The following is a 25,422-nucleotide window of genomic DNA, read 5'->3' on the forward strand; positions in this document are numbered from 1 at the left end:
AATCGCTGCGCAGAGGAGACTCGTTCGGGCTCCGGCGTAACACGTTGTTCTCATTCTCGTCATGTGGGCGGCGAAATACGCAGGAAGGAACGGGAATAGGGGCGGGCGGTTCCGGCCGGGCCGCCGAGGGCAGGGTTACCCGGCGTTCGAGAGCCCGGAAAGGGCAGTCTCCTTGCCCCGTGTCCAGGACTCCGGGGCCTACTCCCGGCCCGCGCGGCCGGTCGAGACTGGGCGGTGATCGAGTGACCGTCCAGAAGGAGCGAGCATGCCGTCGTACCTCACCCCCGGTGTTTACGTGGAGGAGGTGCAGTCCGGAGCACGGCCCATCGAAGGAGTCGGCACCGCGGTCGCAGCCTTCGTCGGCTTCGCGGGGACGGGCCCCTTCCACCGGCCGACGCTGGTGACCAACTGGGACCAGTACGTGCAGACGTTCGGCGCCTTCACCGCCGACACCTATCTGGCGCACGCCGTCTACGGCTTCTTCGCCAACGGCGGCGGCGCGGCCTACATCGTACGCATCGGCGGCCCGGCGGAGGGCTCCGGCGCCTCCGGCCAGGGTTCCGTCGCCCAGGCCCCCGCCCCCGTGGCGCTCGGCGGCTTCCTGGTCGCCGCCAGGCCCGGCACGGGCGACGGCCTCTCCGTGGAGATCGCCGACGCCGAGGGCGAGAACCCGCCGGAGGACCGCTTCCGGCTGCTGGTGCGCCAGGGCGGCAAGGCCGTGGAGACGTACGACGTCTCCACCCGCAAGAACGTCAAGGGCTACCTGGTCACCCAGACCCGCGACTCCAAGCTGATCCAGGTCACCGAGCAGCCCGGCACGGCGCAGAGCCGCCCCGAGAAGCAGACCGTGGCCCTCGCCCCCGCGACGGCTGCGGCTCCCGGCAACGGGGTGGCCCGGCTCGACGCCTCCGAGTACGTGGGCGACGCCTCCGCCCGTACCGGGTTCGCCGGTCTCGAAGCGATCGACGAGATCACGATGGTCGCCGTCCCGGACCTGATGAGCGCCTTCCAGCGCGGCGACATCGACGCCGAGGGCGTCAAGACCGTGCAGCTCGCGGTCATCTCGCACTGCGAGCAGATGGGCGACCGCGTCGCCGTCCTCGACACCCCGCCCGGCATGAACGCCCAGCGCGTCCGCACCTGGCGCAACGAGGACGCCGGCTACGACTCCCGCTACGCCGCCCTCTACTACCCGTGGGTCAAGGTCTTCGACCCGGCGAGCGGCCGCAACTCCCTGGTCCCGCCGAGCGGTCACGTGGCCGGCGTCTGGGCGCGCAGCGACAACGAGCGCGGAGTCCACAAGGCCCCCGCCAACGAGGTCATCCGAGGAGCGGTGGACCTGGAGATCCGGCTCTCCAAGGGCGAGCAGGACCTCCTCAACCCGATCGGCGTCAACTGTGTGCGCGCCTTCCCCGGCCGCGGCATCCGCATCTGGGGCGCGCGCACCCTCTCCTCCGACCCGGCCTGGCGCTACCTCAACGTCCGCCGCCTCTTCAACTACCTGGAGGAGTCCATCCTCCTGGGCACCCAGTGGGTGGTGTTCGAGCCGAACGACGACCGCCTCTGGTCGAGCATCCGGCGCAACGTCACCGCGTTCCTCACCGAGGAGTGGCGGCGCGGCGCGCTGTTCGGCCGCACCGCAGAGGAGGCGTTCTACGTGCGCTGCGACCGGAGCAACAACCCGCAGGAGTCGATCGACCTCGGTCAGGTCGTCTGCGAGATCGGGGTGGCGCCGGTGAAGCCCGCGGAGTTCGTGATCTTCCGGCTCTCGCAGTTCTCGGACAGCACCAGCCTCGTCGACGAGTGACCCTCGCGGCCCTTCCCCACCACCCGCAGCACCATCGCAACCGGAACAGGTGACACACAGTCATGGCAGAGGGCGACGCTCTTTCCACCCACATCTTCGGCGTTCAGCTCGGCGGCTATCTCGTGGAGTCCATCCAGGAGATCAGCGGCATGACCGTCGAGGAAGAAGTCGTCGAGGTCCGTCAGGTGACCGCCGACGGCAAGCAGATCATCCGCAAGCAGCCGGGCGCCCGCCAGGCGGGCGAGGTGACGATCACCCGCGGGCTCGACAAGAGCAGCGAGTTCACCACCTGGATCAAGGAGACGCTCAACAACGGGGCCGTCGACACCGCCCGGCAGAACCTCACGATCGAGATCAAGGACTCGACCGGTGAGACCGTCCGCCGCATCCAGCTGATGCAGGGCTGGGCCTCCAAGTGGGAGGGCCCCTCGCTCAAGGCCGGCGAGTCCAGCGCGGCGACCGAGACGGTGACCATCACCTTCGAGGAGATCGTGGTCGAATGAGGCGCCGGACCGTTACGCCGGGGGCCGGGCTCGAAGAGACCCTCGACAACCTGGCCGCCGCGACCGCCACCCGCCAGGAGGCTCCGGCCGCGGCGGCCCCCGCCCGCGCGCCCCGGCGCGAACGGGATGCGTTGCAGACGGAGTTCGCCTTCGAGCTGCCGCGCGGGTACGTCGACGACGAGGGCCAGGTGCACCGCAACGGCACCATGCGGCTCGCGACGGCCCGGGACGAGCTGAAGCCCCAGATCGACCTGCGGGTGAAGGAGAACCCGGCGTACCTCTCCGTGGTGCTGCTGGCCCAGGTGATCACGCAGCTCGGCCCGATCACCGACGTCCACACGGGGATCGTCGAGCGGATGTACGCGACCGACGTGGCGTTCCTCCAGGACTTCTACCGCCGCATCAACAGCGAGGGCCACACGCATGCGGCGGTGACCTGCCCGCTGTGCCACGGCTCGTTCGAGGTGGACCTCTCGGGTGGGCGCCTGGGGGAATCGTGACGTACGCGCTTCCCCGGCTGCGGGAGGAGATCGCGTACGTCGCCTACCACTTCCATTGGCAGCGTGAGGACATTCTCGACCTCACCCACGGCGAGCGTCAGCAGTGGGTGCGGGAGATAGCGCGGATCAACACCCGCGTCAACGAAGGCGGGTGATCGTGTGGGGTTCGGGGACTGGCTGCGCCGGACGGACCGTCGGCGGTCCGCCGTGCCCTCTCCGGAGGGCGGGAGCGGGCACGGCGACACCTCTGCTGTGCCCGCCACACCCGCCGTGTCCAGCGAGGCCGGGGGCCGTGGCGACGGCGACGGTGGCTGGGACGGCGGGTGGCGGCGGGTGGCCCCGCCGTCGGTGACCGTCGCCCGGTCCTCGATCGGGGTGAGCGACGGACTGCGGTTCCGCTCGCGCCTGGCCTCCTGGCAGAACCCGTCCCTCGGCGGCGAACTCGGCCATGCCGTCCTGCCGTCCGCCCCGGTCGGCCTCATCCACGGAGTCGCCCGCCCGGGCTCGGCGCGGCCCTCGGCGTCCCCCGGCGGCCCGCTGCTGCTCCGCGCGGTCCGGCCCGACGGCAGCGAAGAACCCGCCGAGCCCCTCGGGCCCGCTGCGGACCTGCCGTCCGCCTCGGCGGGGAGGGCGTCCGCACGCGGTACGGGTACGGGGTCGGGAAAGCCGGGTCCGGCGTCGCCGCCGGTCCAGCGGTCGGCGGCTTCCGGCGGGAGCCGGCCGTCGTCGGGTGCGGCGGGAGCCACGAGCCGGTCGTCCTCACGTGCTTCGGGGCCTGGGGGCCAGTCGTCCGGGAACCAGTCCTCGTCGGGTGCCTCCGGACCTGCGGACCGGTCGTCATCAGCGGGTACGCCGGAGACGGTGTACGTGTCGCGCTCGGCAGCCTCGACGGGACGTACGGCCGCGTCAGGTACGGCGGGCTCGGCGGGACCCGCCGACTCGGCCCGGTCCGGGGAGGCGTCCAGGGACGCGTCCGGGAGCTCGAACGCGGCGCGGTCCGGGTCGGTATCCGGGCCGGTATCCGGACCGACGAACGCGGCCGGGTCCGCGTCGGCGAACCCCTCCGCGGCCGGATCGGCGACCTCGTCCGACTCCTCGCTCCGGTCCGGCTCGTCGGGCTCATCCCGCTCGTCGGACTCGGTCGGCTCGGACGCCTCATCAGGTTCGTCGGAGGCGGTCGGCTCGTCCGGCTCGGTCCGCTCAGTCGGCTCGTCCGGCCCATCCGGCTCGGTCGGCTCGGCGGCGCATGCGGGGGCCCTTCCCGCCCCCGGGCGGCCCACGCTCGGTCCCGGCAACAACGCTGAGGCCGTCGTCCGCCCGCCGTCGCGGCCCGCTGCCGTGCGCCCGGAGCGGATCGCGCCGTCGCTGACCGTGGCCCGGCGACCGGCCATGCCGCTGCGGCAGATCACCGCGCTCGCGCCTGCCACCCCGGTCGCCCCGCCCGCCCCCGCCCCCTTCTCGGCCGCGTCGTCGACAGCCGCACCGGCGACCGTCCAGCGAGCCGCGTCCGAGCGGCGGAGCGGTCCGGACCGTACGGGGCCGGTCGCCCCGGACCGTACCCGGTCGAACGCCCCGGAGCGTCCCACGCCCCCGCCCTCCGGCCCCGCCTCCACCCCCGACAGACCCGCCCCCGAGGCGGTACGTCCGGCCCTCGGCAAGCCGCTGCGCGAAATGCCCGCCGGGGCCAGGCCTGCCGGTACCGACGGACCGGCGGGCGTCGTTCCGTCCGCTCCCGGGGCCGTGCCTCCGGCAGCACCGGCCATGCCGGTGCTGCAACGCCAGACGTCGGAGCCGCCGAACCCGCAGGGCCCCAGGAGTCCGTCGAGCCCTCCAGCCGCAGCACCCACGGCCCCCGCGAAGTCCTCGCCCACGCCTTCGTCCTCCGGTCCGGCCGAGACCCCGGCACGGTGTCAGCCGTCGTCGAACCCGTCCGAGCCCTCCCCTTCGGTGCAGCGCGCCCCGGCCCCGGGGCCGGACGCCTCCGCCCGGGTGCGCGGTGGGATCGGGGCCCCGCTTCCCTCGCTGCCGCCGACCGCCCGGCTCGGCGGCGGCGCTCCGCTGCTCGGTGACCGTCCGTCCGCCGTGACGCGCCCGAACGCGGACCGGGCTCCGGGTCCCGGACCGGCGGCAACTCCCGGCTCCGGGACCACGGTTCCGGCCCCCGCCCCGACACCGCCGAGCGAGCCCGCCGCGATGCCCGTGAGGTCGGCACCCGCCGCTACCAGCGGCCCCGCCGAACCGTCCGGGCCCGCCTCCGTCCAGCGCTCGGCCGTCACCACCACTCCCCCGCCCCCGGTACGCATCCGGCCCATCCCCCGGGACCGTACGGCGACGGAACACGGCTCCGGCGGTACGGCACCCGCGTCCGCCTCCACGCTGTCCCCCAGGGGCCGGCGGCCACGCACCCTGCTTCCGGACCGCCCCCTGAGCATCAACACCGGATCCGCCGAAGGGTTTTCGGGGCCCCCGGTGGCGACGGGCGGCGGGTCGTCCCGCCCGGTCGTCGCGGCCACCTGGCGGCGCGACGTGGCGCAGCCCGGATCCGCCGACGCCCAGGCCGGTGCCGGGCAGGCCGCAGCCTCCGCCACAGCGGCAGGAACGGCGGTCCAGCGCTCCGCGACGCCCTCCCCCGTGCCTCCCGTCACGCAGCCGCCCTATCAGACATCCGGACCGACGACCCGCCAGGCCCAGCGACCGGGCCCCGCACAGCGGCCCCCCGTGGTCCGGCCCCATCCGCCCGTCGCGCCCCGGCCGGCGGACGCCGTCCCCGTACAGCGGCAGGCGATGCCGGTCGTGCCCGACGGCGCAGGTCCGCCGGTCGCCGGGCCGGCCCCGGCGGGCGGTGCCGCATCCGGCGGGCCCCCGAGCCCTTCCGTACGGGTGCCACCCCGCCCGGCCGCGCAGAGTGGCGGGCGGGGCCGGCCGGAGACCAGGGCCCAGGCGGTGCAGCGTGCGGCGGCGAACGCCGGGATCGCCGGGGTGCCCGTCCAGGCCGCACCGGCGAAGCCCGCGGCCGGGGCGACGGGGGCGGCCACCGGCCCCGCCGACGCTTCCGGCGCCTCATCCCCGGCGAACCGGCTGAGCGGAACGGAGATCGAGGAGCTGGCCCGGCGGCTCCTCGATCCGGTGAGCCGGCTCATCCGCGCCGATCTGCGCCGGGGCAGGGAGCGCAGCGGGCGGCTGCACGACGGCCGCCGCTGACCGCCCCGGCACAGGCACCAGCCTCGGCACCCGCCCCCCGCCACGCCCCGTACGACCGACCGACCGCAGAGAAGACGAGAGACGCATGACCGACAACATCTTCGCGACGAGCGTGTTCTTCAAGCTCGCGATCGGCGGCAGCGACCTGGGCGCGTTCCACACCTGCTCGGGCCTGGGCGCCGAGGTGGAGATGGAGACGTACGCCGAGGGCGGCAACAACGGCTTCACCTGGCAGCTGCCGGGGCGGATCACCTGGACGAACATCACGCTGACCCGCCCGGTGACCACCGACACTCTCAAGATCGCGCGCTGGCTGAACGAGACGATCCAGCGGGTCGAGCCCAAGGACGGCGAGATCGTGGCGCTGCGCCCCGACCTGAGCCGGATCATCAGCTGGCAGGTCCACGGCATCGTGCCGGTCCGGTGGCAGGGGCCGTCCTTTGATCCGGCCGACTCCCAGGCGGCGATCGAGACGTTGGAGATCGCGCACGAGGGCCTGGAGCCGTCCTGACCGCCCACGCCACATCCAGCAGGACCAGGACGCAGAAAGGAGGAACGCAATGTCACCCGCTCTCCGCGCGAGCCGTGCCCGTGCCCAGCTCACCGTCATGGAGCCGCCGTCGGCCGTCGGCGCCAAGCCCGGCGGCACGCTCGCCCGTCTCACGTTGCAGTTCAACCCCGCCAAGCTCTCGCTCAGCAAGAGCACCGAGTGGCGGCGCACCCCGTCCCGGATGGCCGGGCAGTCCGCGCTGCCCGAGTTCGTCGGCAGCGGGCCCCGCGCCCTGTCGCTGGAGGTGTTCCTCGACGCGACCGCCACCCACGACAACTCCGTGGAGAAGGCCGTCGAGCAGTTGATGACCGCCTGTGTCCCCACCCCCAGCAGTCTGGCCCGCAAGACGCCCGCCAGCCCCTGGGTGCGGTTCGACTGGGGGACGTCGAAGACGACGTCGTTCGACGGGGTGCTCTCCAACCTCTCGGTGTCGTACACCCTGTTCGACGTCGACGGGAAGCCGCTGCGCGCCACCTGCGCCCTCTCCATCGAGGAGGCGAGCGTCGATCCGGCGGGCCAGAACCCCACCTCCGGTTCGAAGGAGGCGCGGCGCACGCACCGGGTGGTCGCCGGGGACAGCCTGCCGCTGCTGGCCTGGCGGGAGTACGGCGACGCCACCGCGTGGCGCACCATCGCGTATGCCAACGACATCGACGACCCGATGCGGCTGACGCCCGGCCAGGAGCTTCTGGTGCCCGGTAGCGAGGACGAGGCCGCGGAGGGCGGCCGATGAGCGGGAAGGAAGCCCCGGGCCGTTCGTTCGCCGCCGACCCGATCGTCGAGGCGCCCGCCGAGCTGCCCAAGGCCTGGGCCACCCAGCTGGTGAGCTGTGTCGTCGACGAGAACGTGGGCCTGCCGGACACCGCCGTCCTGATGTACCGGGACCCCGACCACACCTTCCTCTCCAAGACCGGTATCGGCATGGGGACCCCGCTGAAGATCTCGGTGGTGACCGTGAAGGACCGGGGGCGCGAGCGGCTGTTCACCGGGGAGGTCACGGCCGTCGAGCTGGACACCGACACCACCGGGTCGTTCACCGTCGTCCGGGCGTTCTCCAAAGCGCACCGGCTCCAGCGCGGGCGGAAGGTGATGGCGTACCGCAACATGAAGACGGCGGACATCGTCCGCAAGGTCGCCGCCGGGGCGGGTCTGGCCTGCGGGCGGATCGAGGCCGCGCCGGTCACGTACAAGCAGCTGACCCAGCCGAACGTCTCGGACTGGGAGTTCCTCCAGCATCTGGCGGCCGAGAGCGGGGCCACCGTACGGGTCGACGACAAGGGCCTGTTGCAGTTCACCAAGCCGGACCCGGCCTCCTCGGCACCCTCGCCCTCGACGTCCGCCACGCGTGACCCGATGGTCCTGGAGTACGGGAACAATCTGCTGGCCCTGCGCGCGGCGCTGACCGGGGCCGACGGGTCGGACAGCGTGGAGGTGCGCGGCTGGAACGTCGACACCAAGACGCGGCTGGTGGCCCGGCAGCAGTCCGTGCGCAGCGACACCGTCGCCCCGGGGATGAGCCCGGCGACGGCGGCCAGGATGTTCGGGGCGAACTCACGGACGACGATCGCCGACACCCCGTACCGCACCCAGGCGGAGACCCGGGCCGTGGCCGGGGCGCTCGCCGCGTCCGTCAGCGCCGGGTTCGGCGAGGTCGAGGCGGTGGCGTACGGGAATCCGCAGCTGCGGGCGGGCCTGCCGGTGGCGCTCGGCAACGTGGGGCCCGCGTTCTCCGGCCGCTACACCGCGACCGCCGCGCACCACGTCCTGGAACCGGACACCGGCTACCGCACGACGGTGATCGTCAGCGCCTCGCCGGACCGGTCGCTCTCGGGGCTGGCCGCCGGTGCGAACGCCCCCTCGCGCGGTCCGCGCATGCCGGGTCTGGCGATCGGGGTGGTCACCGACATCCGCGAGGAGGGCAAGGGCCAACGCGGCTGGGTGCGGCTGAAGTTCCCCTGGCTGGACGACTCGTACGTCACCGACTGGGTCCGCACCGTGCAGTGGGGCGGCCAGGGCGGCGGCGGGGTGTTCAGCCCCGAGGTCAACGACGAGGTGCTCGTCGGGTTCGAACAGGGGCTGCTGGACAGTCCGTACGTGCTCGGCGGGCTCTACAACGGGGTCGACAAGCCCTCCCCGCACGACGTCCCGCTGGTCGATCCGACCAGCGGGAAGGTCAACCGCCGTTCCCTGGTGTCCCGTTCGGGGAACCGGCTGGAGCTGCTCGACGCTCCGCGCGGTCCGGCGGGTGTGCGCATCGCCACCGGCGACAAGCGGCTCGACGTCGTCCTCGACGAGAAGAAGGGCGAGATCACCCTCACCGTCAAAGCACGTGGCGGCACACGGGAGTTGAGCTCGGTGACTCTGTCCGCCTCGGGCATCACGCTCGACGCGGGTGCCACGGGTGACGTGAACATCAAGGGCCGCTCGGTGACCGTCAACGGCAAGACGGGGGTCACGGTCGACGGCGGCCTGCTCGCCGTCCTCAAGGCCAAGCTCATCAGGATCAACTGACCCCCCGCCCGCCCCCTCCCATCCCCGAAGTCCCTTTCACAGCAAGGAGAAACCCGGCCATGCCCCCCGCAGCCCGCACGGGCGACAGCACCGCCCACGGCGGTCTCATCGGCACCCCGCCCCCGGGCGCGTTGGCCGTGGCCACCGTGCTCATCGGCGGCCGGCCCGCGGCCGTCACCGGGAGCCTGCACGGGTGCGTCGTCCCCCCGCACGCGGCGCTCGGCCCCGGCAACGTGATCATGCCCGACCCGGCCGCCGCGATCGGCGGCGCGGTGCTGATCGGCGGGCTGCCCGCGGCCCGGATGGGCGACAAGACCACCTGCGGCGCGCCGATCGTCAGCGGTGCGTTCAACGTCCTGATCGGGGGCCCGATGTGAGCGGCGACGGATACGCCGGGCGTGGCGACGGATTCATCGGGCGCGGCTGGGGCTTCCCGCTGCGGACCGGGCCGACGGGCGGGATCGCCCTGGTCGAACGGGACAAGGAGATCGAGGAGGCGATCGGGCTGATCCTCGGCACCGCACCGGGCGAGCGGCCGATGCGCCCCGAGTTCGGCTGCGGCATCCACGAGTACGTCTTCGCGCCCGGCGACGGGGCGACCGCCGGGCGGATCGCACAGGAGGTCCGCACCTCGCTGGAGCGGTGGGAGCCGCGGATCGAGGTGACGGATGTGCTGGTCGCCTTCGACGCGATCGAGGAGGGCACGCTCTACATCGACGTGCACTACACCGTGCGGGCCACCAACGACCTGCGCAACCTGGTCTTCCCCTTCTACACGATCCCCTCCTCCGAGGGCTCGGCGGCAGGGACCGCCCGGGAAACGGGGAGGCTCTGATGGCTCTGCCCTCCCCCAACCTGGACGACCGGCGTTTCCAGCAACTCGTCGACGAGGCCAAGCGGTTCGTCCAGCAGCGCTCCCCCGAGTGGACCGACCACAATGTGTCGGACCCCGGGGTCACGCTCATCGAGACGTTCGCGTACATGGTCGACCAGTTGCTGTACCGGCTGAACCGGGTGCCCGACAAGAACTACGCGGCCTTCCTCGACCTGCTCGGCGTGACCCTGTTCCCGCCGGCCGTGGCGCGGGCCGACATCGACTTCTGGCTCTCCGCGCCGCAGCCGGAGACCGTGCACCTGCCCGCCGGTACGGAGGTGGCGACCGCGCGCGGTGAGGCCGAGGAGCCGGTGGTGTTCTCCACCTCCGAGGATCTGCCGATCGTGCCGAGTTCGCTGGAACGGCTGGTGACCGCGCCGGTGTCGGGCGACCAGACGGACCGGACGGCGCCGCTCGGCGCGGGCAAGGACATCCCGTGCTTCCAGGCCCGGCCGGAGCCCGGTGACGCCCTGCTGTTCGGGCTGCCGACGGCGGTGCCGCGGTGCATCGTCGCCGTCCGGCTGGACAGCCGGGTGGAGGGCGTGGGCGTCGACCCGCGGCAGCCGCCGCTGGTGTGGGAGGCGTGGGACGGGGCCCGCTGGGTGGGCTGTGCGACCGGCACCGACTCCACCGGCGGCCTCAACCGGCCCGGCGAGGTGGTGGTGTTCGTACCGGCCGGGCACACGGCGTCCGTCGTGGCGGGGACCCGCGCGGGGTGGCTGCGCTGCCGGGTGACCGCCCCGGAGCCGGGCCAGCCGTTCTACTCGGAGTCGCCGACGATCCGGGAGGCCGAGGTGTTCACGGTCGGCGGCACGACGGCGGCCGAGCACGCGGAGACCGTCCTCGACGTGCCGCTCGGAGTGTCGGAGGGCGTCGCCGGGCAGCGGTTCACGGTGAGCCGGGCGCCGCTGCTGCTGGACGGGGACCCGCCGGTCGTCCAGGTGTCGACCGACGAGGGCTGGGAGATCTGGACCCCGGTCGAGCACTTCGGCGCGTCCGGGCCCGGGGACCGCCATGTCCGCCTCGACGCGGTCGCCGGGGAGTTCGCGTTCCCGCCGGAGGTGCGGGAGCCGGACGGCACGATGCGCGCGTACGGGGCGGTGCCCGCGAAGGGCGCCCAGCTCCGCGTGCCCCGCTGCCGCACGGGTGGCGGGTCGGCCGGGAACGTCGCCCGGGGCGCGATCTCCGTGCTGCGCAGTTCCGTGCCGTACGTCGCGGGCGTGAACAACCGCGAGGCGGCGACCGGCGGGGTCGACGGGGAGACCGTCGAGAACGCGAAGGTGCGCGCGCCCAACATCCTGCGGGTGCAGGAGCGGGCGGTGACGGCCGAGGACTACGAGCTGATCGCCCGGGAGGCCGCGCCGTCCCTGCGCCGGGTACGGTGCCTGCCCGCGGTGCCGGGCGAGGCCGGTGCGGTACGGGTGCTGGTGGTGCCGGACGCGGTGGCCGACGAGGACGGGCAGGTGCGGTTCGAGCAGCTGATCCCCTCGGACGCGGTGCTCGCGGCGGTCACCGAGCGGCTCGACGAACGGCGCCTGGTCGGAACCCGGTTGATCGTCGAACCGCCCGCCTACCAGGGCGTCACGGTCGTCGCCCGGCTGGTGGCCGCGCCCGGTGACGTGGACCGGGTGCGGGCCGAGGCGCTGGAGGCGCTGTTCCGCCACATTGATCCGTTGCGGGGCGGGGCGGACGGGCGGGGGTGGCCGTTCGGCAGGCCCGTGCAGTACGGGGAGGTCTTCGCCGTGCTCCAGAGCGTGGAGGGGGCGGGGCTCGTGGAGGACGTCCGGCTGTTCCCGGCGGACCCGATCACGGGCCGGCGCGGGGCGGCCGCGGACCGGGTCGACGTGGCGCCGGGGGCCCTGGTCTTCTCGCACCAGCACCAGGTGGTGGTCACCGCGAGCGGGGCCGGTGAGGCCGTATGACGCGGGCGGCGGTACCCGGGCTGCCCAGCCGCTACCCGATCGGCGAACTGCTGCCCGCCCTGTACGCGGACGACGACCTGGCCCAGCGGTTCACGGCGGGCCTGGACACGGTGCTGGCCCCGGTCCTGTCCACGCTGGACAACCTGCCCGCGTACGTCGACCCGGCGCTCGCACCGGCCGACTTCCTGCCGTGGCTGGCGTCCTGGGTGGGCGTGGAGGCCGATCCGGCGTGGCCGGTGGAGCTGCGCCGGGCGGTCGTCGCGCACGCCGTCGAGCTGCACCGGTGGCGCGGCACCCGACGGGGTCTCGTCGAGCGGCTGCGGCTGTGCTGCGGGGTGCACGCGGAGGTCCGGGACGGCGGGGGCGCCACCTGGTCGGCCGAACCGGGGGCCGCTCTCCCGCCGCCGCCGACCGGTGAACTCCTGGTCCGGGTCTGGCCGGTGCGCGCGGGCGACGGGCAAGACGTGGTGGACGCGGTGGACGCCCGCCGCGTCCTGGAGGTCGCCGCCGCCTCGTGCCCGGCACACCTGACCTGCCGGGTGGAGGTCCTGCCGGGCCCGCCCGAAGAGACTGGAGGCTGACGTGATGCGTTCGTGCCCGGCATGCGGTACGGCCAACGGCGAGAGCGACGACTTCTGCGGCAACTGCGGCAGCTACCTGGGCTGGTCCTCGGAGCCCGTACGGCGGGGGCGCACACGGGAGCCCGAACCGGTGCCGGAACCGGGGCCCGCCCCCGAACCGGCGACGAATCCGGCGGCCAGGTCGGAGCCGGAGCCGGTCCCCGAGTCCGGGCCCGCCCCCGCGCCCGCCCCGGGGCCGGCGGTGAATCCGGCGGCCGAGGCCGAGGCGCCGGCCCCGGAGGCCGCGCCCGACCCCGGCCCGGCCGCGCGGCCGGAAGCCCCCGCGCGCCCCGAACAACGGCCGGAGGCGCCCCGGCCGGTTCCCCCGCCCCCTGCGGGAACCGCCCCCACCCCCGTACCCCAGCGGCTTTCCGCACTCCCACCGCCGCCCGGACCGGCCCGGCCTCCCGTACCCCCGGTTCCACCGGGGCGGCCCACCCCCGCCCCCGTACGCCCCGGAGTGCCGGCATCCGCTCCGACGCCCCCGAGCGCGCCCGAGGCGGACAGGGCCGACGGGCCGATCGGGGCGGTGCAACCGGCCCGGCCCGTGGCTCGGCGGCCCGTCGTGCGGCCGGTGGCGGCGGACGAGGCGCCGGACGGGCCGCCCTGCCCGGCCTGCGGTACGCCGAATCTGCCCGGGCGGAAGTTCTGCCGGCGGTGCGCCGCTCCGTTGCAGGTCCGGGAGCAGCCCGCCGCCCTGCCGTGGTGGCGCACGGTGTGGCCGTTCCGCCGCCGGGTGCGCGGCGGTTCGGGCCGGGCGCTGCGGCGGACCCTGCTGGTGCTGGCCGTGGCGGGCCTGGTGCTCGCGGGCTTCCTGTTCTTCCCGCTGGGGCGGTACGTCTTCGAGGACGTCCGGGACAAGCTCGGCGGCACGGCGGAGATCAGCCCCACCGGGGTGTCCGCGAGCGCGGCGGCCCCCGGGCATCCGGCGAGCGCGGCGATCGACGGTCTGACGAACAAGTACTGGGGCGCGCCCGCGCTCGGCGCCTCGCTGACCTGCTCGTTCGGGACGCCGTTCCGGCTGGTCGGCATCGTGGTGCACACCGGGGTGTCGAAGGAGCCGCAGGAGTTCCGGCGGGGCGCGCGGCCGACCCGGGCGGACCTGCTCGTCACCACGGAGGACGGCAAGGTGCACCGGAAGGCGGTGACCTTCAACGACAAGCCCGGCAAGCAGACGGTGCGGATGGGCATCAGCGACGTCCGCTCCGTCGAGCTGGTGCTGCGGGAGGCGGCCGGGCAGGGCGAGGGGCGGCCGGTCGCGGTCGGCGAGGTCGAGTTCTTCCGGCGCACCTGAACCGGCCCGCCGCCCCAGAAGTTCACCAACGCCTCAGTAACGATCAGAGAGTTATTGACGATCAAACAATTTCAGTCACAAATGACTTCCCTCGGCACCCCCACACGGGGTTGACTGGGCATTACACATGGTGACGCGCCCGCCCACCGGCTCGTCGGCCCTGCCCCGGCGCCGCAACTCCCGGCGGAGGAAGGAGCACCGCGATTGGCCAGCCCTCCTGCCTCGCGGCGCCGCTCCGCCGCCTGGCCTCCGAGGCTCCCGGCAGCCGCTTCCCGACGGGCCCGTCCCCCGCTCCACCACCCGGAATGTGCCGTTCACATCGTCCGCCCGTATTCATAGACGAGGGGCAGCAATGAGCCAGATCACGTTACCGGCGTTTCATATGCCGTTCCAGAGTGCTGGATGCCATCCAGGCCTGGCGAAAACCCGTGAGGCCGCCTGGGAATGGGCCGAATCCGAGGGACTCGACCTCTCCGTACCGGCCCGGAAGAAAATGATCCGGACCCGTCCCGAACTGTGGATATCCCTCATCTTCCCGAAGGCCTCGCAGGAGCACCTCGACCTGTTCTGTCAATGGCTCTTCTGGGCCTTCCTGGTGGACGACGAGTTCGACGACGGCCCGGCCGGACGCAATCCGCTGATGTGCGAGAGGGCGATCACCCGCCTGGTGGACGTCCTCGACGGGGCCGCGCCGAACGGACCGATGGAGCGGGCCCTCGCAGGGCTGCGGGACCGGACCTGCCCCGGGCGGTCGCCGCAGTGGAACCGGCAGTTCCGGCGGGACACCGCCGCTTGGCTGTGGACGTATTACGCCGAGGCCGTCGAGCGGGCCGCCGGTCAGGTGCCGAGCCGTTCCGAATTCGCCAAGCACCGGCGGGATTCGGTCGCCATGCAGCCCTTTCTCTGCCTGCACGAGATCACCGCGGAAATCGATCTCCCGGATTCCGCCCGGAGTCTGCCCGCGTATATCGCCCTGCGGAACGCGGTCACCGATCATTCCGGGCTCTGCAATGACATCTGCTCCTTCGAGAAGGAGGCCGCTCTCGGCTACGAGCACAACGCCGTACGCCTCATTCAGCGCGACCGCGGATGCACCCTCCAGGAAGCCGTGGACGAGGCCGGAATCCAGCTGGCACGGATAGCCGAGCGGGTACAGCGGGCGGAGAAGGAACTGATCGAGGAAATCGAGGCGGCGGGCATCACCGGCCCGGCCCGGGCAGCCCTGGAGCGCTGTGTCCAGGACTACCGGGGGCTCGTCCGGGGCGACTTCGACTACCACGCGCGCGCCGAACGCTACACCCGTCCGGACCTGGTGGAGCTGGACGAACGGGACTCGCTGTCCCAGTACTTCGCGGCCTGAGCGACCGGACCGCCTGTGCCCCGGCCCGGGGGGACTCCCGGGCCCGGGGTACGGGCCGACCTCGGCGCTCACCGGTCGATCAGCCGCCCGGGGGGTGTCGCGGGCCACCGCTTCGGGGCAGGCATACGTCCGTGCCGTGGTCTTCGGCACGAAGGGCCGCCCGGCGAGAGGGATCGGCAGGCATCATGACCGACAGCGTGGCGGGCGCCCCGCAGGTGACCACCGTGCACGGCACCGTGCGCGGTGCGGTGGAGCGGGGCGTCGCGGTCTTTCGCGGCATCCCGTACGCGGCCGCACCGGTGGGGACGCGGAGGTTCCGCGCGCCGGAACCGCCGGAGCCGTGGACCGGGGTGCGCGAGGCCGTGGCCTACGGTCCGACCGCACCCAAGCGGCCCTACGCCCCGCCGTTGGACCGGCTGCTGCCGGACCCGGCGGTGCCCGGCGACGACTGGCTGAACCTCAATGTGTGGACGCCCTCGCCGCAGCCGGACCGGGCCGCCGGGCTGCCCGTCCTCGTCTGGATCCACGGCGGCTCGCTGGTGCACGGCTCCTCCGCGGTGCCGGTGTACGACGGGTGGGCGTTCGCCCGGGACGGGGTGGTCCTCGTATCCGTCAACTACCGCCTGGGCGTCGAGGGCTTCGGCGTCCTCCCGGACGCGCCCGCCAACCGGGGCCTGCTGGACCAGCTGGCCGCCCTGGAGTGGGTGCGCGACAACATCGCGGCGTTCGGCGGCGACCCGGACCGGGTGACGGTGGCCGGGGAGTCGGCGGGCGCGATCTCCATCGCCGGGCTGCTGGCCGCGCCCCGGTCGGCGGGGCTCTTCCGGCGGGCGGTGCTCCAGAGCGGGGCGCCCGCCGCGCTGCCCCCGGACGCGGCGCGCGGGACGACCGAGCTGATCACGAAGCGGCTCGGGGTGCCCGCGACCGCCGCCGCGCTGGCCGCCGTGGACCCGGAGGCGGTGCTGACCGCGCAGACCGAGGTCACCAGCGGCGGCAACCCGCTGACCGGCCGCAACTCCTTCCAGCTCGTCGTCGACGGTGACCTGCTGCCGCAGGACCCCGTGGCGGCGCTGCACGCGGGCACGTCCACCGGGGTGGACCTGCTGGTGGGGACGAACACCGAGGAGTACCGGCTCTGGTTCGTGCCCGGCGGCCTCACCGAGAAGATCAGCCGGCTGAAACTGCGGCTGGCGCTGCTGAAGTTCCGGGTGCCGAACGCCACCGCCCGCACCTACCGCGCCAACCGCCCGGACGCCACGCCCGGTGAGATCCTCGGCGCGCTCGCGACGGACCTGCTGCTGCGGGTCCCGCTCAACCGGCTGGCCGATGCCCGGACGGACGCGCCCGGTGCCACGTACGTGTACGAGTTCGGCTGGCCCACCCCCGTACAGCGGCTCGGCGCCTGCCACGCCCTGGAGCTGGGCTTCGTCTTCGACACGCTCGCCCACCCCGACACCAGGGCCCTGACGGGTCCGGACGCCCCGCAGGAACTGGCGGACGCGATGCACCGGGCGTGGGTGGACTTCGCGACGGACGGGGATCCGGGGTGGCCGGCCTGGGACGCGCGGCGGCCGGTGACCGTCTTCGGTCCGGGTGCTCCGGCTCTGGTCCTGGCCCCGCGCGACGACGAGCTGCGGAGCTGGGAGCCGTATCGGAGCGCCTCTTGACGCCGCTCAGGGCCTGAGCGAGATCCAGTGCGGGTCGGGGACCACTGTGAGGATCGCCGAGACCACCACGACGAGCCCCAGCACGACCTGTTCGCGGCGGGCGAGGCGGTGCGCGACGGCCGGGTCGGTGTCCCGGAGCATCCGCCGCCGCGCCGCCAGGGCCAGCACGCTGACGACGGCCATCAGCGCCAGCTTGAGCAGCAGGGTGCGGCCGTAGGCGGAGGTGAACACCACGTCCAGCGGCAGCCGGCGCAGGGTCGAGGCGGTCCCGGTCGCGGCGAGGGCGACGTACAGCCAGATCGCCAGGCGCGCGTACCGGCCGAGCAGCGCGCGGGCCGCGACGGGTGAGCCGCGCCAGAGCCACATGGTGCGCAGGACGTACAGCAGCCCGCCGGTCCACAGCGACGCGGCCGTCAGGTGGACGACGGTGAGGGCGGCGCCGAACTCCGGGCTGTACGCCTCCGGGTGGGCGCGCAGGGCCTCCGCGCCGATGACGACGGCGAGCGGGGCGAGAGCGAGGGCCGGGCGTCTGCTCGCGGCGCAGAGGGCGGCGACGACCAGGCCGTTGGCGATGAGGAGGAGCAGGCCGCCCTCGCGGGTGCCGTAGGTCTCGGTGATCCCGAGGCCGCTGACGGCGGCGAGCCGGACGATCTGCCCGGCCGCGGCGGCGGCCCCGGCGAGCGAGGCGAGCACCGCCCAGCTCCGTACGGCGGTACGGGGACGGCCCCGGACGGGCCGGATGAGCTGCGGGGCGACCAGTTCGCCCAGGTGGAGGGCGAGCGCGGCGAACAGGACGGTGCGGAGCACGGTGGTGAGCCCCGCGCCGGGTATCCGCAGTTCGCCGGTGCCGCGGGCCATGAGGCCGGGCCCGAACAGCGCGATGAGGAGGGCGAGGATGCCCGCCGCGCCGAGCAGGAGGGGGGCCGCCCACGAGCGACGGGCGGGCGTCGCCCCGGAGGCTCCCCCGGATATGTCACCCATCTCGCCGACGGGCGGCACGGCGCTCGGCACGCTGCTTGCCTGCATCGTCGGCGTGGCCGGGTCGGCCGGGGGTCCGGAGAACATCACGGCTCGATCCTCGTCGGTGGACAAAGCCACAGCAAGCCGCGCACGGCGGGCAGGAGGGGTCCCTCGGGGCGTACGCGGCGGCGGCCGGCCCCCGACGGCGCGGGGCCGACCGCCGCAACGGATGAAGCTCTACGCGGCTCAGGCCTTGTTCTGCGCGGCCCAGAACTCGTCGAAGGTGAGCTGGCCGTCGCCGTTGGCGTCGTGGGCGTTGATGATCGCCTGCGCCACCGTCTCGGTGACGAAGGGGTCGCCCAGCTGGGCCATCGCGCTCTTGTACTCGTTGGCCGTGATGAGGCCGTCGCCGTTCCCGTCGAACTTCTCGAATACCGCGCGCGCCGACTCGATGTCCGCCACTGTTCCGCCCCTTCGTGATGCCGAATGTCAGGGGTCAGATTATCGGGCCGTACGGGTGACGGCGGCGGCCGGTCGGTCCAGCAGCTCCGTGGCCGTCACCGCGTGCAGCCCGCGCCGGCCGATCTCGGCGAGGAGGAGCGGCAGTGCCTCGACGGTGACCGGGCGGCCGAGGCTCAGCTCCACCACCGATCCGTTGCGCAGCTCTCCGGCGACCTTCCGGGTGACGGCGGCGACGCGGGTGGCCGCGTGGTCGCGCGACTCGACGTCGCAGCCGAGGACGTGGGGGTAGCCGGCCCGCCGGGCGAGGCGCTGGACGAGCGGGGAGGCGTAAGCGGTGGGCGAGGGCCGGAACCAGGTGCCGATGGACCCGGTGAGCCGGCGCAGCCGCCGGGCGCAGGCGGCGATCTCCTCGTACGCGGCGCGCTCGTCGAGGGTCGCGAGGTCGAGGTGGTGCTCGGTGTGGTTGCCGATCTCGTGGCCCCCGTCGAGGATCCGGCGGGCCAGCCCGGGGTGCTCGGCGAGCCAGGTGCCGACCGCGAGGACCGTGACGCGCGCCCCGGCCCGTTCGCACCGGGCGAGTGCGGTGCGGGCGAGGTCCGGATCACCCCGCCCATCGAAGGTGAGGGCGACGCGGGGCCGGTCGCGGGGGCCGTGGGCGATCCGGAAGGGCAGCCCGGGGAAGCGGCGCGGGGCGGTGGCCGGGAGGGTGGTCGGGGCGGCGGAGCCGGTGGGGCCCGGGGCGCTGGGCCCGGGGGCGGCTGTTCGACCGGGCCCGTCGCGCCGTGCGCAGCCTGTGGAAAGGGCAGCGGCCAGCGCCCCGGCGGCCCCCACGCCGAGCACGTCACGGCGGCCCATCGGAGCCCTGCGTCCGTCCATGCCCGACCACCTCACGTTCCACGGGTACGACCGGTTCCCGGGGACACAGTAGGGGCGAACTGACCGAAATGGACCGATTGCGCAGTTCAGCAGATGATCAATGAATCATTCAAGCGTTGCCATAAAAATGCATGGAAAACCAGGCGAGTGACCGAGCACACCTACGATTCAACCGAGAGTTGCCCGATTGTTTCTTAAATATTCCGACAAGTCGCTTTGGCACCGGGGTCGCCCATCTGCCATAGTCGGAGCCACGACCCCCATTGACCCGGGCTCCGGTCGTCACAAGCGGCCGCGGACACACCCCCCATTTCGCGGCCCCCCACAGAGGCCCCCGCAGCGCCGCACCACGGCCACCCGGGGGCTTCTGCGTTCCGGCGGGACGCGACCCCCTCCCCGCCTCAGCGGTCGGAGATCCGCATCTCGAACCAGGTGGTCTTGCCGCGCGGCAGCAGGTCCACACCCCACCGGTCGGAGAGCTTGTCGACGAGGAAGAGCCCTCGGCCGCTGACGTCCATCTCGCGCACCGGCATCAGACACGGCAGCCCGCGCGAGGGGTCACGCACCTCGATGCGGATCCACCCCCGGCGGCGCACCATGCGTAACCCGAAGACCCGGGCCCCGGTGTGGCGCACGGCGTTGCCGACGAGCTCGGAGACGAGGAGCACCGCGTACTCGGCGGTCTGCGGCGAGAGGGCCCACTGGCGGAGCACGACACAGGAGGTGAGCCGACGGGCCGTCGCCGCCGACTCCGGACGGGACGGCAGCCGGACTTCCCCCTCGGTCGGATTTCCGAACAACTCCAGCGCCTTGAACGCCTGTTCGTCATCCATGATCGACGAACTGCGCGCCGCCGTCGCGCTGCTGCGCGGTCGCGGCTGTTCCACACCCTCCAGGCCCGCCATGCCCACCATCATGGCCGCACGCATCGCCTTCCGGGGCCGTTCCGAGGGAATCCGCACCCCGGACCGACGGGGTTCACGGGAGGCTTTCGGCATATGCCTCCGGCAATCCAGCCCCACGAACGGCCCGTCTGAGCTGCTAAGACGCCCCACCCGCCACGAACGCCCCGTACGGCGACGACACCGGGCCTTAAGGTTGCCTTAAGGCCCGGATAATCCGCCCTGATTGGTGAACCCCGCACGCGAGGCCCACCCGACCCGACTATCGGCGGCCCCGACCTGACTAGGGATCACGAGTCATCTGACTACGGATCAGAGGGTTGCGGGTTCGAATCCTGCCGAGTGCACAGCAGCCGAGAGGCCCCCGGAGAAATCCGGGGAGTCTCTCGCCTGACCCGTACAGCGGCAAAGCAACCGTGGTGGAACAATGCCCGCGCGGCTTGAGCGATTACAACCGATCTGCGGAACGCCACCCATGGATCCGGGTCACGGGCGCGGGAAGCGGGCGCGCGGGGCGTCGATGCAGGTGTCCCGGGACGTGGGTCCGCCGAACCGAAGACGGTCGTAGGCCGTGAACGCCGGTTCCAGCGTGTCGAGTTCGTCGACCAGTGCGTGCAGCCGCTCAGACCACCGTGCTGAACCGGCATCCGGCTCGTTCGCTGCGGCGCTGATCGCGGTCGTCAGGTAGTCCTTGCGCTGAATGGCGGCCGGGGTCACCGAGTGCAGGCACACGTACTGTCCGCTGAGATACGCGTTCCACTCCGCCTTCCCGGTGATCGGGTCGGCCCAGTGAGCGGTGAACCACGCTTCGAGCAGCTCTACGCCGCCCGCTTCGTCGGCGAGAGCGAACAGGTCGGCCGGCACCATCTCGGCACCGTCGGAGCGCAGATATCCCGGAAGCGGCAGATACTGCCCCAGCATCAGCCGGCGGACCGCATCGGCATCGCGGCCATGAACTGCGCACAGTTCCTCCAGGGCAACGAACTGCGCGCCGACGTATGCGTCATCGGTATCGGTCATCGCATGGTCGCCGTTGACTTCGCGGAATCGCTCGGCGAGCTGCTGCTTCAGATCTGTCTCCGGCATCGGGTCGCCTCCGGCGTCTACCAGCGCGGCCATCTCCCGCACAGGACTCGGCACGCTACGGGCCGGACGGTTCGGCACTCACCGAACCATCGATGGAACCACTACAGCACGAGGGCACCTCGCCCTCGCTCCGCCCACCGATCCACAGCTCTTGGCACCTACTCGTCGGCATCGCCGAATGAACGGTCAACCCCGAAGAAGACGACTGCATGATGGCAGGCGTGGCCGAGTCGGATGATGAGGACGGCTTTTCCCTGATCTTCATGTGCGACTTCGACGAACCCGAAGCGCAGGAAGTGTCCCTCGGAATGGACACGCATTGCCTTGTCACGCCCGATCAAGGCACCTCTTACGGCTGTGTACGTGAAGTGGAACTGAACGGAGACGTGCTACGGGTGACCTTGGATCCTGCGGCCTTGGCCGACCTGGGTCTGGTCGACACCGTCGTTGAGGCTCAGCTCCGCGCTCCAGCAGCAGATGTGGCACGCCTGCGCGAAGTACTGCCACGCATCCTGGCGTACGGGCGACCGGATGCCCACCCGCGATTCATCACGACGTAGCGAGTGCAGCGGCGTTCCCCACGGCCGGACACGTTCGGGCGTCAGTGGGCCGTGCCCGAGGCGAGGCGATGCTGGTCCCCTCCCCAACAGGCCGGCGCCTGGGGAAGCAGCCGCCGACCACGACCGTCGGCGGCCCCCGCTCACAGCTCTGAGCTGCCGGTCAGAGGAACGTGGCCTTCCCCGGCCCCTCCTCCACGAAGCTGCGCATCCCCCGCTCGCGGTCCTCCGTGGCGAAGAGGCCGGAGAACCAGTTCCGCTCGATGGTGAGTCCGGTGTCGAGGTCCGTCTCCAGGCCGGCGTCGATCGACTCCTTGGCCGCGCGCAGCGCCAGTGCGGGACCCTTGGCCAGCTGGGCGGCCCACGCGTGTGCCTGGTCGTAGACCTCGGCGGCCGGGACCACACGGTCGACCAGGCCCAGGGTCAGGGCCTCCTCCGCCTTGACCATGCGGCCGGTGAAGATGAGGTCCTTGGCGCGGGAAGGGCCGATCAGGCGGGCGAGGCGCTGGGTGCCGCCGGCGCCGGGGATCAGGCCGAGGAGGATCTCCGGCTGGCCGAGCTTGGCGTTGTCGGCGGCGATCCGGAAGTCGGCGCAGAGCGCCAGTTCGCAGCCGCCGCCGAGCGCGTAGCCGGTGACGGCGGCGACGACCGGCTTCGGGATGCGGGCGACGGCGGTGAAGGCGTCCTGGAGGCCCTTGGAGCGGAGGACCATCGCCGTGTGGTCCATCGCCTGCATCTCCTTGATGTCCGCGCCCGCCGCGAACACCTTCTCGCCGCCGTAGAGGATCACGGCGCGCACGTCCTCGCGCCGGGTCGCCTCCTCGGCCAGCTCCCGCAGCCGGTCCTGGATCGCGACGTCCAGGGCGTTCATGGGCGGCCGGTCGAGCTGGATGGTGCCGACGCCGTCGCGTACTTCGAAGGTCACAGTCATGGCTAGAGGTTAACCACCGCTAACGACGACGAGGCCGGTGCCGTTGGTCACAGCACCGGCCCGCCGGGTCGTACGGGGGTGGGAGAGCGTTACTTCTTCCACTCCTCCCAGTCCATGTTCCAGCCGTTGAGGCCGTTGTCCGGCTGGATCTGCTTGTCCTTGGAGTTCTTCACGATGACCACGTCGCCGATCATCGACTTGTTGTAGAACCAGGCCGCCGGCGTCTGGTTGTCGTAGCCGCCGCGCACATCGCGCAGACCGACGCAGCCGTGGCTGGTGTTGGTGTTGCCGAAGATCGAGGACGCGCCCCAGTAGTTGCCGTGCAGGAACGTGCCCGAGGTGGACAGGCGCATGGCGTGCGGGACGTCCTTGATGTCGTACTCGCCGCCGAAGCCGACGGTGTCGCCGTTCATCCGGGTCACCTTGAGCTTCTCGCTGATGACCATCTGACCGTTGTACGTGGTCGTCGCCGGGGCGCCCGCGGAGATCGGGATGTCCTTGATCTGCTTGCCGTCGCGGACCACCTTCATCCGCTTGCTGCTCGCGTCGACGGTGGAGACCTGGCTGCGGCCGATGGTGAACGTCACCGTCTTGGCCTGCTTGCCGTAGACGCCCGGCCGGCCCTCGACGCCGTCGAGGTTGAGCTCGACGGTCACCTTGGTGCCCGGCTTCCAGTACTTCTCCGGGCGGAAGTCGAGGCGGTCGTTGCCGAACCAGTGGTTCTCGATCTCGACGGCCGGCTCGGCCGTCACCTTGATGCCCTTCTCCACCGCGTCCGGGTCGGTGATGCCACGGGTGAAGTTGATGGAGACCGGCATGCCGACGCCGACGGTGGAGCCGTCCTCGGGCGTGTAGTGCCCGATGAACGTGTTCGCCGGGACGAGCGTGGTGAAGGTCGTGTCCTTCGCCGACTCACGGCCCTCGGAGTCCTTGGCGACCGCGTGCACCGTGTACTTGGTGGAGGCGGCGAGGTGGCGCTCCGGCGTCCAGCTCGCGCCGTCGGCGGAGATCTCGCCCTCGACCTCGTTGCCCTTGGGGTCGGCGACCTTCACCGTGGTCAGCTTGCCCTGCTCCGCGCCGATCTTCAGGGCGCCGCTGGTCGCCACGGACTCCGCCCCGTCCTTGGGCACGATGGTCACGACCGCCTGCGAGGCCTTCGTGTCCTCCTTCTTCGTGCCGCCCGCCGGCCCCTTCTTGTCCCCCGCGTCGGCGCCGCCGCCGCCTCCGCACGCCGTCACCAGCACCAGCAGTGCTCCCAGAACCAGGGCCAGAAGCCCCGGTCCGCCGCGCCGCTTCCCGCTCGCCCCGGCCGATGCCCCCGATATCGGCTGCCCGTTCACTGTGGTCGTCTCCCCTCGCACGGCCCGGCTCCCGCCAGGGCCCGCACCCCCGCGCGCTACACCTGCACGCCCGCCGCAAGATAATCACATCGCGAGTGCGGTGAACTCCCTCCGGAATGTCACCGTTCCGTCCCAACTGGTCCGGAGGGCTCCGCGGGGAGCTGCGCAGGTGGCGCGGGGTGCCGGGGCCGAACGGCCGGTGCCCGAATCCGGGCTCGCCGGGCCCGGGTCTCAGCGCGGGGCCGAGCCCGGGTCTCAGCGCAGGGCCGAGCCCGCCGTCCACTTCTTCCAGGTCATGTTCCAGCCGCTGAGCCCGTTGTCCGGGGCGACCTTCTTGTCCTTGGAGTTGACCACCTCGACCACGTCGCCGATCAGGGTCCGGTCGAAGAACCAGCCTCCGGGGGTGGAGCCCCCGCCGCCCTTGGCGTCGCGCAGCCCGATGCAGCCGTGGCTGACGTTCTCCTCGCCGAAGACGGACTCGTCGGCCCAGTAGTTGCCGTGCAGGAAGGTGCCGGAGGTGGTGAGCCGGATCGCGTGCGGTACGTCCTTGATGTCGTACTCGCCCTTGCCCTCCTTGTCCGTGAAGCCGACGGTCGCCCCGTTCATCCGGGTCACCTCGTGCATCTCGGTGACCACCATCTTCCCGTTGTACGTGGTCGTCTTCGGGGCCCCCGCGGTGATCGGGACCGTGCTGACGAGCTCGCCGTCCCGGCGTACCTCCATGGTCTTGGCCTCCGCGTCGACCCGGGAGATCTGGTGGCGGCCGACGGTGAAGACGACGGTCTTGTCCTGGCTGCCGTAGACGCCCGGGGCGCCCTCGACGTCCCGCAGCCCGATGTCGACGGTGACCTCGGTGCCGGGCTTCCAGTACGTCTTCGGGCGGAAGTCGAGCCGGTCCTTGCCGAACCAGTGGCCGACGACCTCCACCACCGGATCGGCCGTCACCCGGATGGCCTTCTCCACCGCGGCCCGGTCGGCGACCGGCCGGTTGAAGGCGAAGGAAACGATCATGCCGGTGCCCACGGTGGACCGGTTCTCCGGTTTGAAGTAGCCGATGAAGCGGTGCTCCGGTACGAGCGTCGTGAACGTGGAGTGCCGGGCGGAGCGGCGGCCCTGGGCGTCCACGGCCACCGCGTCGATGCTGTACTTCGCGGCGAGGGCGAGCCGGGCCACCTTGGGCTCCGGGGCCCAGGAGCGGCCGTCCTCGGCGATGCGCCCCGCGACCGTCTGCTGCTGCGCGTCCTCGATCCGCATGACCTTCACGCTCTCCAGCCGCCCGTCGGGGACCTTCACCGCGATCCGGGTCTCCTCGTCGACGTCCTTGGCCCCGTTCTCGGGGAAGACGCTGATCACGTCGCCGGGGGACCGTGCCTTGCCGTTGAGCAGGGCCTCACGGGTGTCGGTGCAGCCGGTCAGCAGGGCCAGCACGGTCAGCAGTCCTGCCCAGGTCAGCACGGCGGCCGAGGAGGCGCGTGCGCTCTTCGCTGTGTGGTTCACGC

The 25,422-nt window shown here is 72.7% G+C and carries 24 protein-coding genes, 1 tRNA gene and 1 pseudogene; 17 read left to right on the forward strand and 9 right to left on the reverse strand.

The window, feature by feature from the left end:
• The first annotated feature begins 265 nt into the window (after positions 1–265).
• The 4 genes from IE140_RS00275 (at position 266) to IE140_RS36490 (ending at position 2,965) form a co-directional block, all read left to right on the forward strand.
• A complete protein-coding gene (locus tag IE140_RS00275; protein ID WP_150198375.1) occupies positions 266–1,807 on the forward strand; it encodes a phage tail sheath family protein in 1,542 nt (513 codons plus the stop codon).
• 62 nt (positions 1,808–1,869) lie between these two features.
• Positions 1,870–2,310, forward strand: a complete 441-nt coding sequence (locus IE140_RS00280; RefSeq protein ID WP_010060032.1) for a phage tail protein — start codon at positions 1,870–1,872, stop codon at positions 2,308–2,310.
• Complete coding sequence (locus IE140_RS00285; RefSeq protein WP_150198373.1) at positions 2,307–2,810, forward strand: hypothetical protein; 504 nt, start codon at positions 2,307–2,309, stop codon at positions 2,808–2,810. Before IE140_RS00280 ends, IE140_RS00285 begins: the two co-directional genes overlap by 4 nt.
• The gene (locus IE140_RS36490) at positions 2,807–2,965 is read left to right on the forward strand and encodes a DUF6760 family protein (RefSeq protein ID WP_003966147.1); all 159 of its coding nucleotides are present in this window, start codon (positions 2,807–2,809) and stop codon (positions 2,963–2,965) included. Before IE140_RS00285 ends, IE140_RS36490 begins: the two co-directional genes overlap by 4 nt.
• Before the next feature lie 1,755 nt (positions 2,966–4,720).
• On the opposite strand, the gene IE140_RS00295 is transcribed toward IE140_RS36490, so the two are convergent.
• Entirely contained in the window at positions 4,721–5,455 is a 735-nt protein-coding gene (locus IE140_RS00295; RefSeq protein WP_150198474.1) for a hypothetical protein, read from the reverse strand.
• A 139-nt stretch (positions 5,456–5,594) separates the two neighbouring features.
• On the opposite strand from IE140_RS00295, the gene IE140_RS00300 reads away from it, so the two are divergent.
• From IE140_RS00300 to IE140_RS00350, 11 genes are all read left to right on the forward strand, one after another.
• Positions 5,595–6,011: a hypothetical protein gene (locus tag IE140_RS00300; RefSeq protein WP_229826653.1), complete on the forward strand. Its 417-nt coding sequence runs from the start codon at positions 5,595–5,597 to the stop codon at positions 6,009–6,011.
• A gap of 85 nt (positions 6,012–6,096) precedes the next feature.
• Positions 6,097–6,522, forward strand: a complete 426-nt coding sequence (locus IE140_RS00305; protein WP_032779069.1) for a phage tail protein — start codon at positions 6,097–6,099, stop codon at positions 6,520–6,522.
• Between the two features lie 49 nt (positions 6,523–6,571).
• Positions 6,572–7,294: a CIS tube protein gene (locus IE140_RS00310; protein WP_093443262.1), complete on the forward strand. Its 723-nt coding sequence runs from the start codon at positions 6,572–6,574 to the stop codon at positions 7,292–7,294.
• A complete protein-coding gene (locus tag IE140_RS00315; RefSeq protein WP_150198470.1) occupies positions 7,291–9,072 on the forward strand; it encodes a VgrG-related protein in 1,782 nt (593 codons plus the stop codon). Before IE140_RS00310 ends, IE140_RS00315 begins: the two co-directional genes overlap by 4 nt.
• A gap of 59 nt (positions 9,073–9,131) precedes the next feature.
• Positions 9,132–9,449 carry a PAAR domain-containing protein gene (locus tag IE140_RS00320; protein WP_150198605.1) on the forward strand — a complete coding sequence of 106 codons (318 nt, stop codon included), beginning with the start codon at positions 9,132–9,134 and terminating at the stop codon, positions 9,447–9,449.
• Positions 9,446–9,907 carry a GPW/gp25 family protein gene (locus IE140_RS00325; protein WP_150198609.1) on the forward strand — a complete coding sequence of 154 codons (462 nt, stop codon included), beginning with the start codon at positions 9,446–9,448 and terminating at the stop codon, positions 9,905–9,907. Before IE140_RS00320 ends, IE140_RS00325 begins: the two co-directional genes overlap by 4 nt.
• Positions 9,907–11,868, forward strand: coding sequence for a putative baseplate assembly protein (locus IE140_RS00330; RefSeq protein ID WP_150198610.1), 1,962 nt, complete (start codon positions 9,907–9,909; stop codon positions 11,866–11,868). Before IE140_RS00325 ends, IE140_RS00330 begins: the two co-directional genes overlap by 1 nt.
• A complete protein-coding gene (locus IE140_RS00335) occupies positions 11,865–12,449 on the forward strand; it encodes a phage tail protein (RefSeq protein ID WP_150198612.1) in 585 nt (194 codons plus the stop codon). The genes IE140_RS00330 and IE140_RS00335 overlap by 4 nt, the downstream gene beginning before the upstream one ends.
• 4 nt (positions 12,450–12,453) lie before the next feature.
• Positions 12,454–13,782 carry a zinc ribbon domain-containing protein gene (locus tag IE140_RS00340; RefSeq protein ID WP_189459963.1) on the forward strand — a complete coding sequence of 443 codons (1,329 nt, stop codon included), beginning with the start codon at positions 12,454–12,456 and terminating at the stop codon, positions 13,780–13,782.
• Between the two features lie 493 nt (positions 13,783–14,275).
• On the forward strand, positions 14,276–15,142 hold the full coding sequence (locus tag IE140_RS00345; RefSeq protein WP_425281910.1) for a terpene synthase family protein: 867 nt from the start codon (positions 14,276–14,278) through the stop codon (positions 15,140–15,142).
• A 185-nt stretch (positions 15,143–15,327) separates the two neighbouring features.
• Complete coding sequence (locus IE140_RS00350; RefSeq protein WP_150197357.1) at positions 15,328–16,809, forward strand: carboxylesterase/lipase family protein; 1,482 nt, start codon at positions 15,328–15,330, stop codon at positions 16,807–16,809.
• A gap of 6 nt (positions 16,810–16,815) precedes the next feature.
• Here the strand turns inward: IE140_RS00350 and IE140_RS00355 are convergent, their stop codons facing one another.
• The 4 genes from IE140_RS00355 to IE140_RS00370 all read right to left on the reverse strand — a co-directional run bounded on the left by IE140_RS00355 (position 16,816) and on the right by IE140_RS00370 (position 20,024).
• Positions 16,816–17,874, reverse strand: a complete 1,059-nt coding sequence (locus IE140_RS00355; RefSeq protein WP_150197359.1) for a CopD family protein — start codon at positions 17,872–17,874, stop codon at positions 16,816–16,818.
• 141 nt (positions 17,875–18,015) lie between these two features.
• The gene (locus IE140_RS00360; RefSeq protein ID WP_032779059.1) at positions 18,016–18,231 is read right to left on the reverse strand and encodes an EF-hand domain-containing protein; all 216 of its coding nucleotides are present in this window, start codon (positions 18,229–18,231) and stop codon (positions 18,016–18,018) included.
• 39 nt (positions 18,232–18,270) lie between these two features.
• Entirely contained in the window at positions 18,271–19,107 is an 837-nt protein-coding gene (locus IE140_RS00365) for a polysaccharide deacetylase family protein (RefSeq protein WP_093443833.1), read from the reverse strand.
• A 401-nt stretch (positions 19,108–19,508) separates the two neighbouring features.
• A complete protein-coding gene (locus IE140_RS00370; protein ID WP_093443845.1) occupies positions 19,509–20,024 on the reverse strand; it encodes an ATP-binding protein in 516 nt (171 codons plus the stop codon).
• A gap of 265 nt (positions 20,025–20,289) precedes the next feature.
• On the opposite strand from IE140_RS00370, the gene IE140_RS00375 reads away from it, so the two are divergent.
• Positions 20,290–20,353 (forward strand) — tRNA-Arg (locus tag IE140_RS00375).
• A gap of 142 nt (positions 20,354–20,495) precedes the next feature.
• Here the strand turns inward: IE140_RS00375 and IE140_RS00380 are convergent.
• Entirely contained in the window at positions 20,496–21,095 is a 600-nt protein-coding gene (locus IE140_RS00380; RefSeq protein WP_150193537.1) for a DUF6058 family natural product biosynthesis protein, read from the reverse strand.
• Between the two features lie 203 nt (positions 21,096–21,298).
• Here IE140_RS00380 and IE140_RS00385 point away from each other — a divergent pair.
• Positions 21,299–21,655 (forward strand): annotated as a pseudogene (locus tag IE140_RS00385) (Imm10 family immunity protein); the annotation flags it as partial.
• A gap of 160 nt (positions 21,656–21,815) precedes the next feature.
• Here the strand turns inward: IE140_RS00385 and IE140_RS00390 are convergent.
• The 3 genes from IE140_RS00390 to IE140_RS00400 form a co-directional block, all read right to left on the reverse strand.
• Complete coding sequence (locus IE140_RS00390; RefSeq protein WP_150193534.1) at positions 21,816–22,583, reverse strand: enoyl-CoA hydratase/isomerase family protein; 768 nt, start codon at positions 22,581–22,583, stop codon at positions 21,816–21,818.
• A gap of 89 nt (positions 22,584–22,672) precedes the next feature.
• Entirely contained in the window at positions 22,673–23,923 is a 1,251-nt protein-coding gene (locus tag IE140_RS00395) for a L,D-transpeptidase (protein WP_093443827.1), read from the reverse strand.
• Between the two features lie 255 nt (positions 23,924–24,178).
• Complete coding sequence (locus IE140_RS00400; RefSeq protein ID WP_150193533.1) at positions 24,179–25,420, reverse strand: L,D-transpeptidase; 1,242 nt, start codon at positions 25,418–25,420, stop codon at positions 24,179–24,181.
• Positions 25,421–25,422: the final 2 nt, after the last annotated feature.

Source organism: Streptomyces parvus, from assembly GCF_014648875.1.
GTDB classification, from domain to species: domain Bacteria; phylum Actinomycetota; class Actinomycetes; order Streptomycetales; family Streptomycetaceae; genus Streptomyces; species Streptomyces parvus.

Excerpts from the sequence above, each read along its gene's own strand:
- IE140_RS00275 (WP_150198375.1), top strand. The coding sequence starts at position 266 with ATGCCGTCGTACCTCACCCCCGGTGTTTACGTGGAGGAGGTGCAGTCC.
- IE140_RS00280 (WP_010060032.1), top strand. The coding sequence starts at position 1,870 with ATGGCAGAGGGCGACGCTCTTTCCACCCACATCTTCGGCGTTCAGCTC.
- IE140_RS00285 (WP_150198373.1), top strand. The coding sequence starts at position 2,307 with ATGAGGCGCCGGACCGTTACGCCGGGGGCCGGGCTCGAAGAGACCCTC.
- IE140_RS00300 (WP_229826653.1), top strand. The coding sequence starts at position 5,595 with ATGCCGGTCGTGCCCGACGGCGCAGGTCCGCCGGTCGCCGGGCCGGCC.
- IE140_RS00305 (WP_032779069.1), top strand. The coding sequence starts at position 6,097 with ATGACCGACAACATCTTCGCGACGAGCGTGTTCTTCAAGCTCGCGATC.
- IE140_RS00310 (WP_093443262.1), top strand. The coding sequence starts at position 6,572 with ATGTCACCCGCTCTCCGCGCGAGCCGTGCCCGTGCCCAGCTCACCGTC.
- IE140_RS00315 (WP_150198470.1), top strand. The coding sequence starts at position 7,291 with ATGAGCGGGAAGGAAGCCCCGGGCCGTTCGTTCGCCGCCGACCCGATC.
- IE140_RS00320 (WP_150198605.1), top strand. The coding sequence starts at position 9,132 with ATGCCCCCCGCAGCCCGCACGGGCGACAGCACCGCCCACGGCGGTCTC.
- IE140_RS00330 (WP_150198610.1), top strand. The coding sequence starts at position 9,907 with ATGGCTCTGCCCTCCCCCAACCTGGACGACCGGCGTTTCCAGCAACTC.
- IE140_RS00335 (WP_150198612.1), top strand. The coding sequence starts at position 11,865 with ATGACGCGGGCGGCGGTACCCGGGCTGCCCAGCCGCTACCCGATCGGC.
- IE140_RS00340 (WP_189459963.1), top strand. The coding sequence starts at position 12,454 with ATGCGTTCGTGCCCGGCATGCGGTACGGCCAACGGCGAGAGCGACGAC.
- IE140_RS00345 (WP_425281910.1), top strand. The coding sequence starts at position 14,276 with ATGATCCGGACCCGTCCCGAACTGTGGATATCCCTCATCTTCCCGAAG.
- IE140_RS00350 (WP_150197357.1), top strand. The coding sequence starts at position 15,328 with ATGACCGACAGCGTGGCGGGCGCCCCGCAGGTGACCACCGTGCACGGC.
- IE140_RS00355 (WP_150197359.1), bottom strand. The coding sequence starts at position 17,874 with ATGTTCTCCGGACCCCCGGCCGACCCGGCCACGCCGACGATGCAGGCA.
- IE140_RS00365 (WP_093443833.1), bottom strand. The coding sequence starts at position 19,107 with ATGGACGGACGCAGGGCTCCGATGGGCCGCCGTGACGTGCTCGGCGTG.
- IE140_RS00370 (WP_093443845.1), bottom strand. The coding sequence starts at position 20,024 with ATGATGGTGGGCATGGCGGGCCTGGAGGGTGTGGAACAGCCGCGACCG.
- IE140_RS00380 (WP_150193537.1), bottom strand. The coding sequence starts at position 21,095 with ATGCCGGAGACAGATCTGAAGCAGCAGCTCGCCGAGCGATTCCGCGAA.
- IE140_RS00390 (WP_150193534.1), bottom strand. The coding sequence starts at position 22,583 with ATGACTGTGACCTTCGAAGTACGCGACGGCGTCGGCACCATCCAGCTC.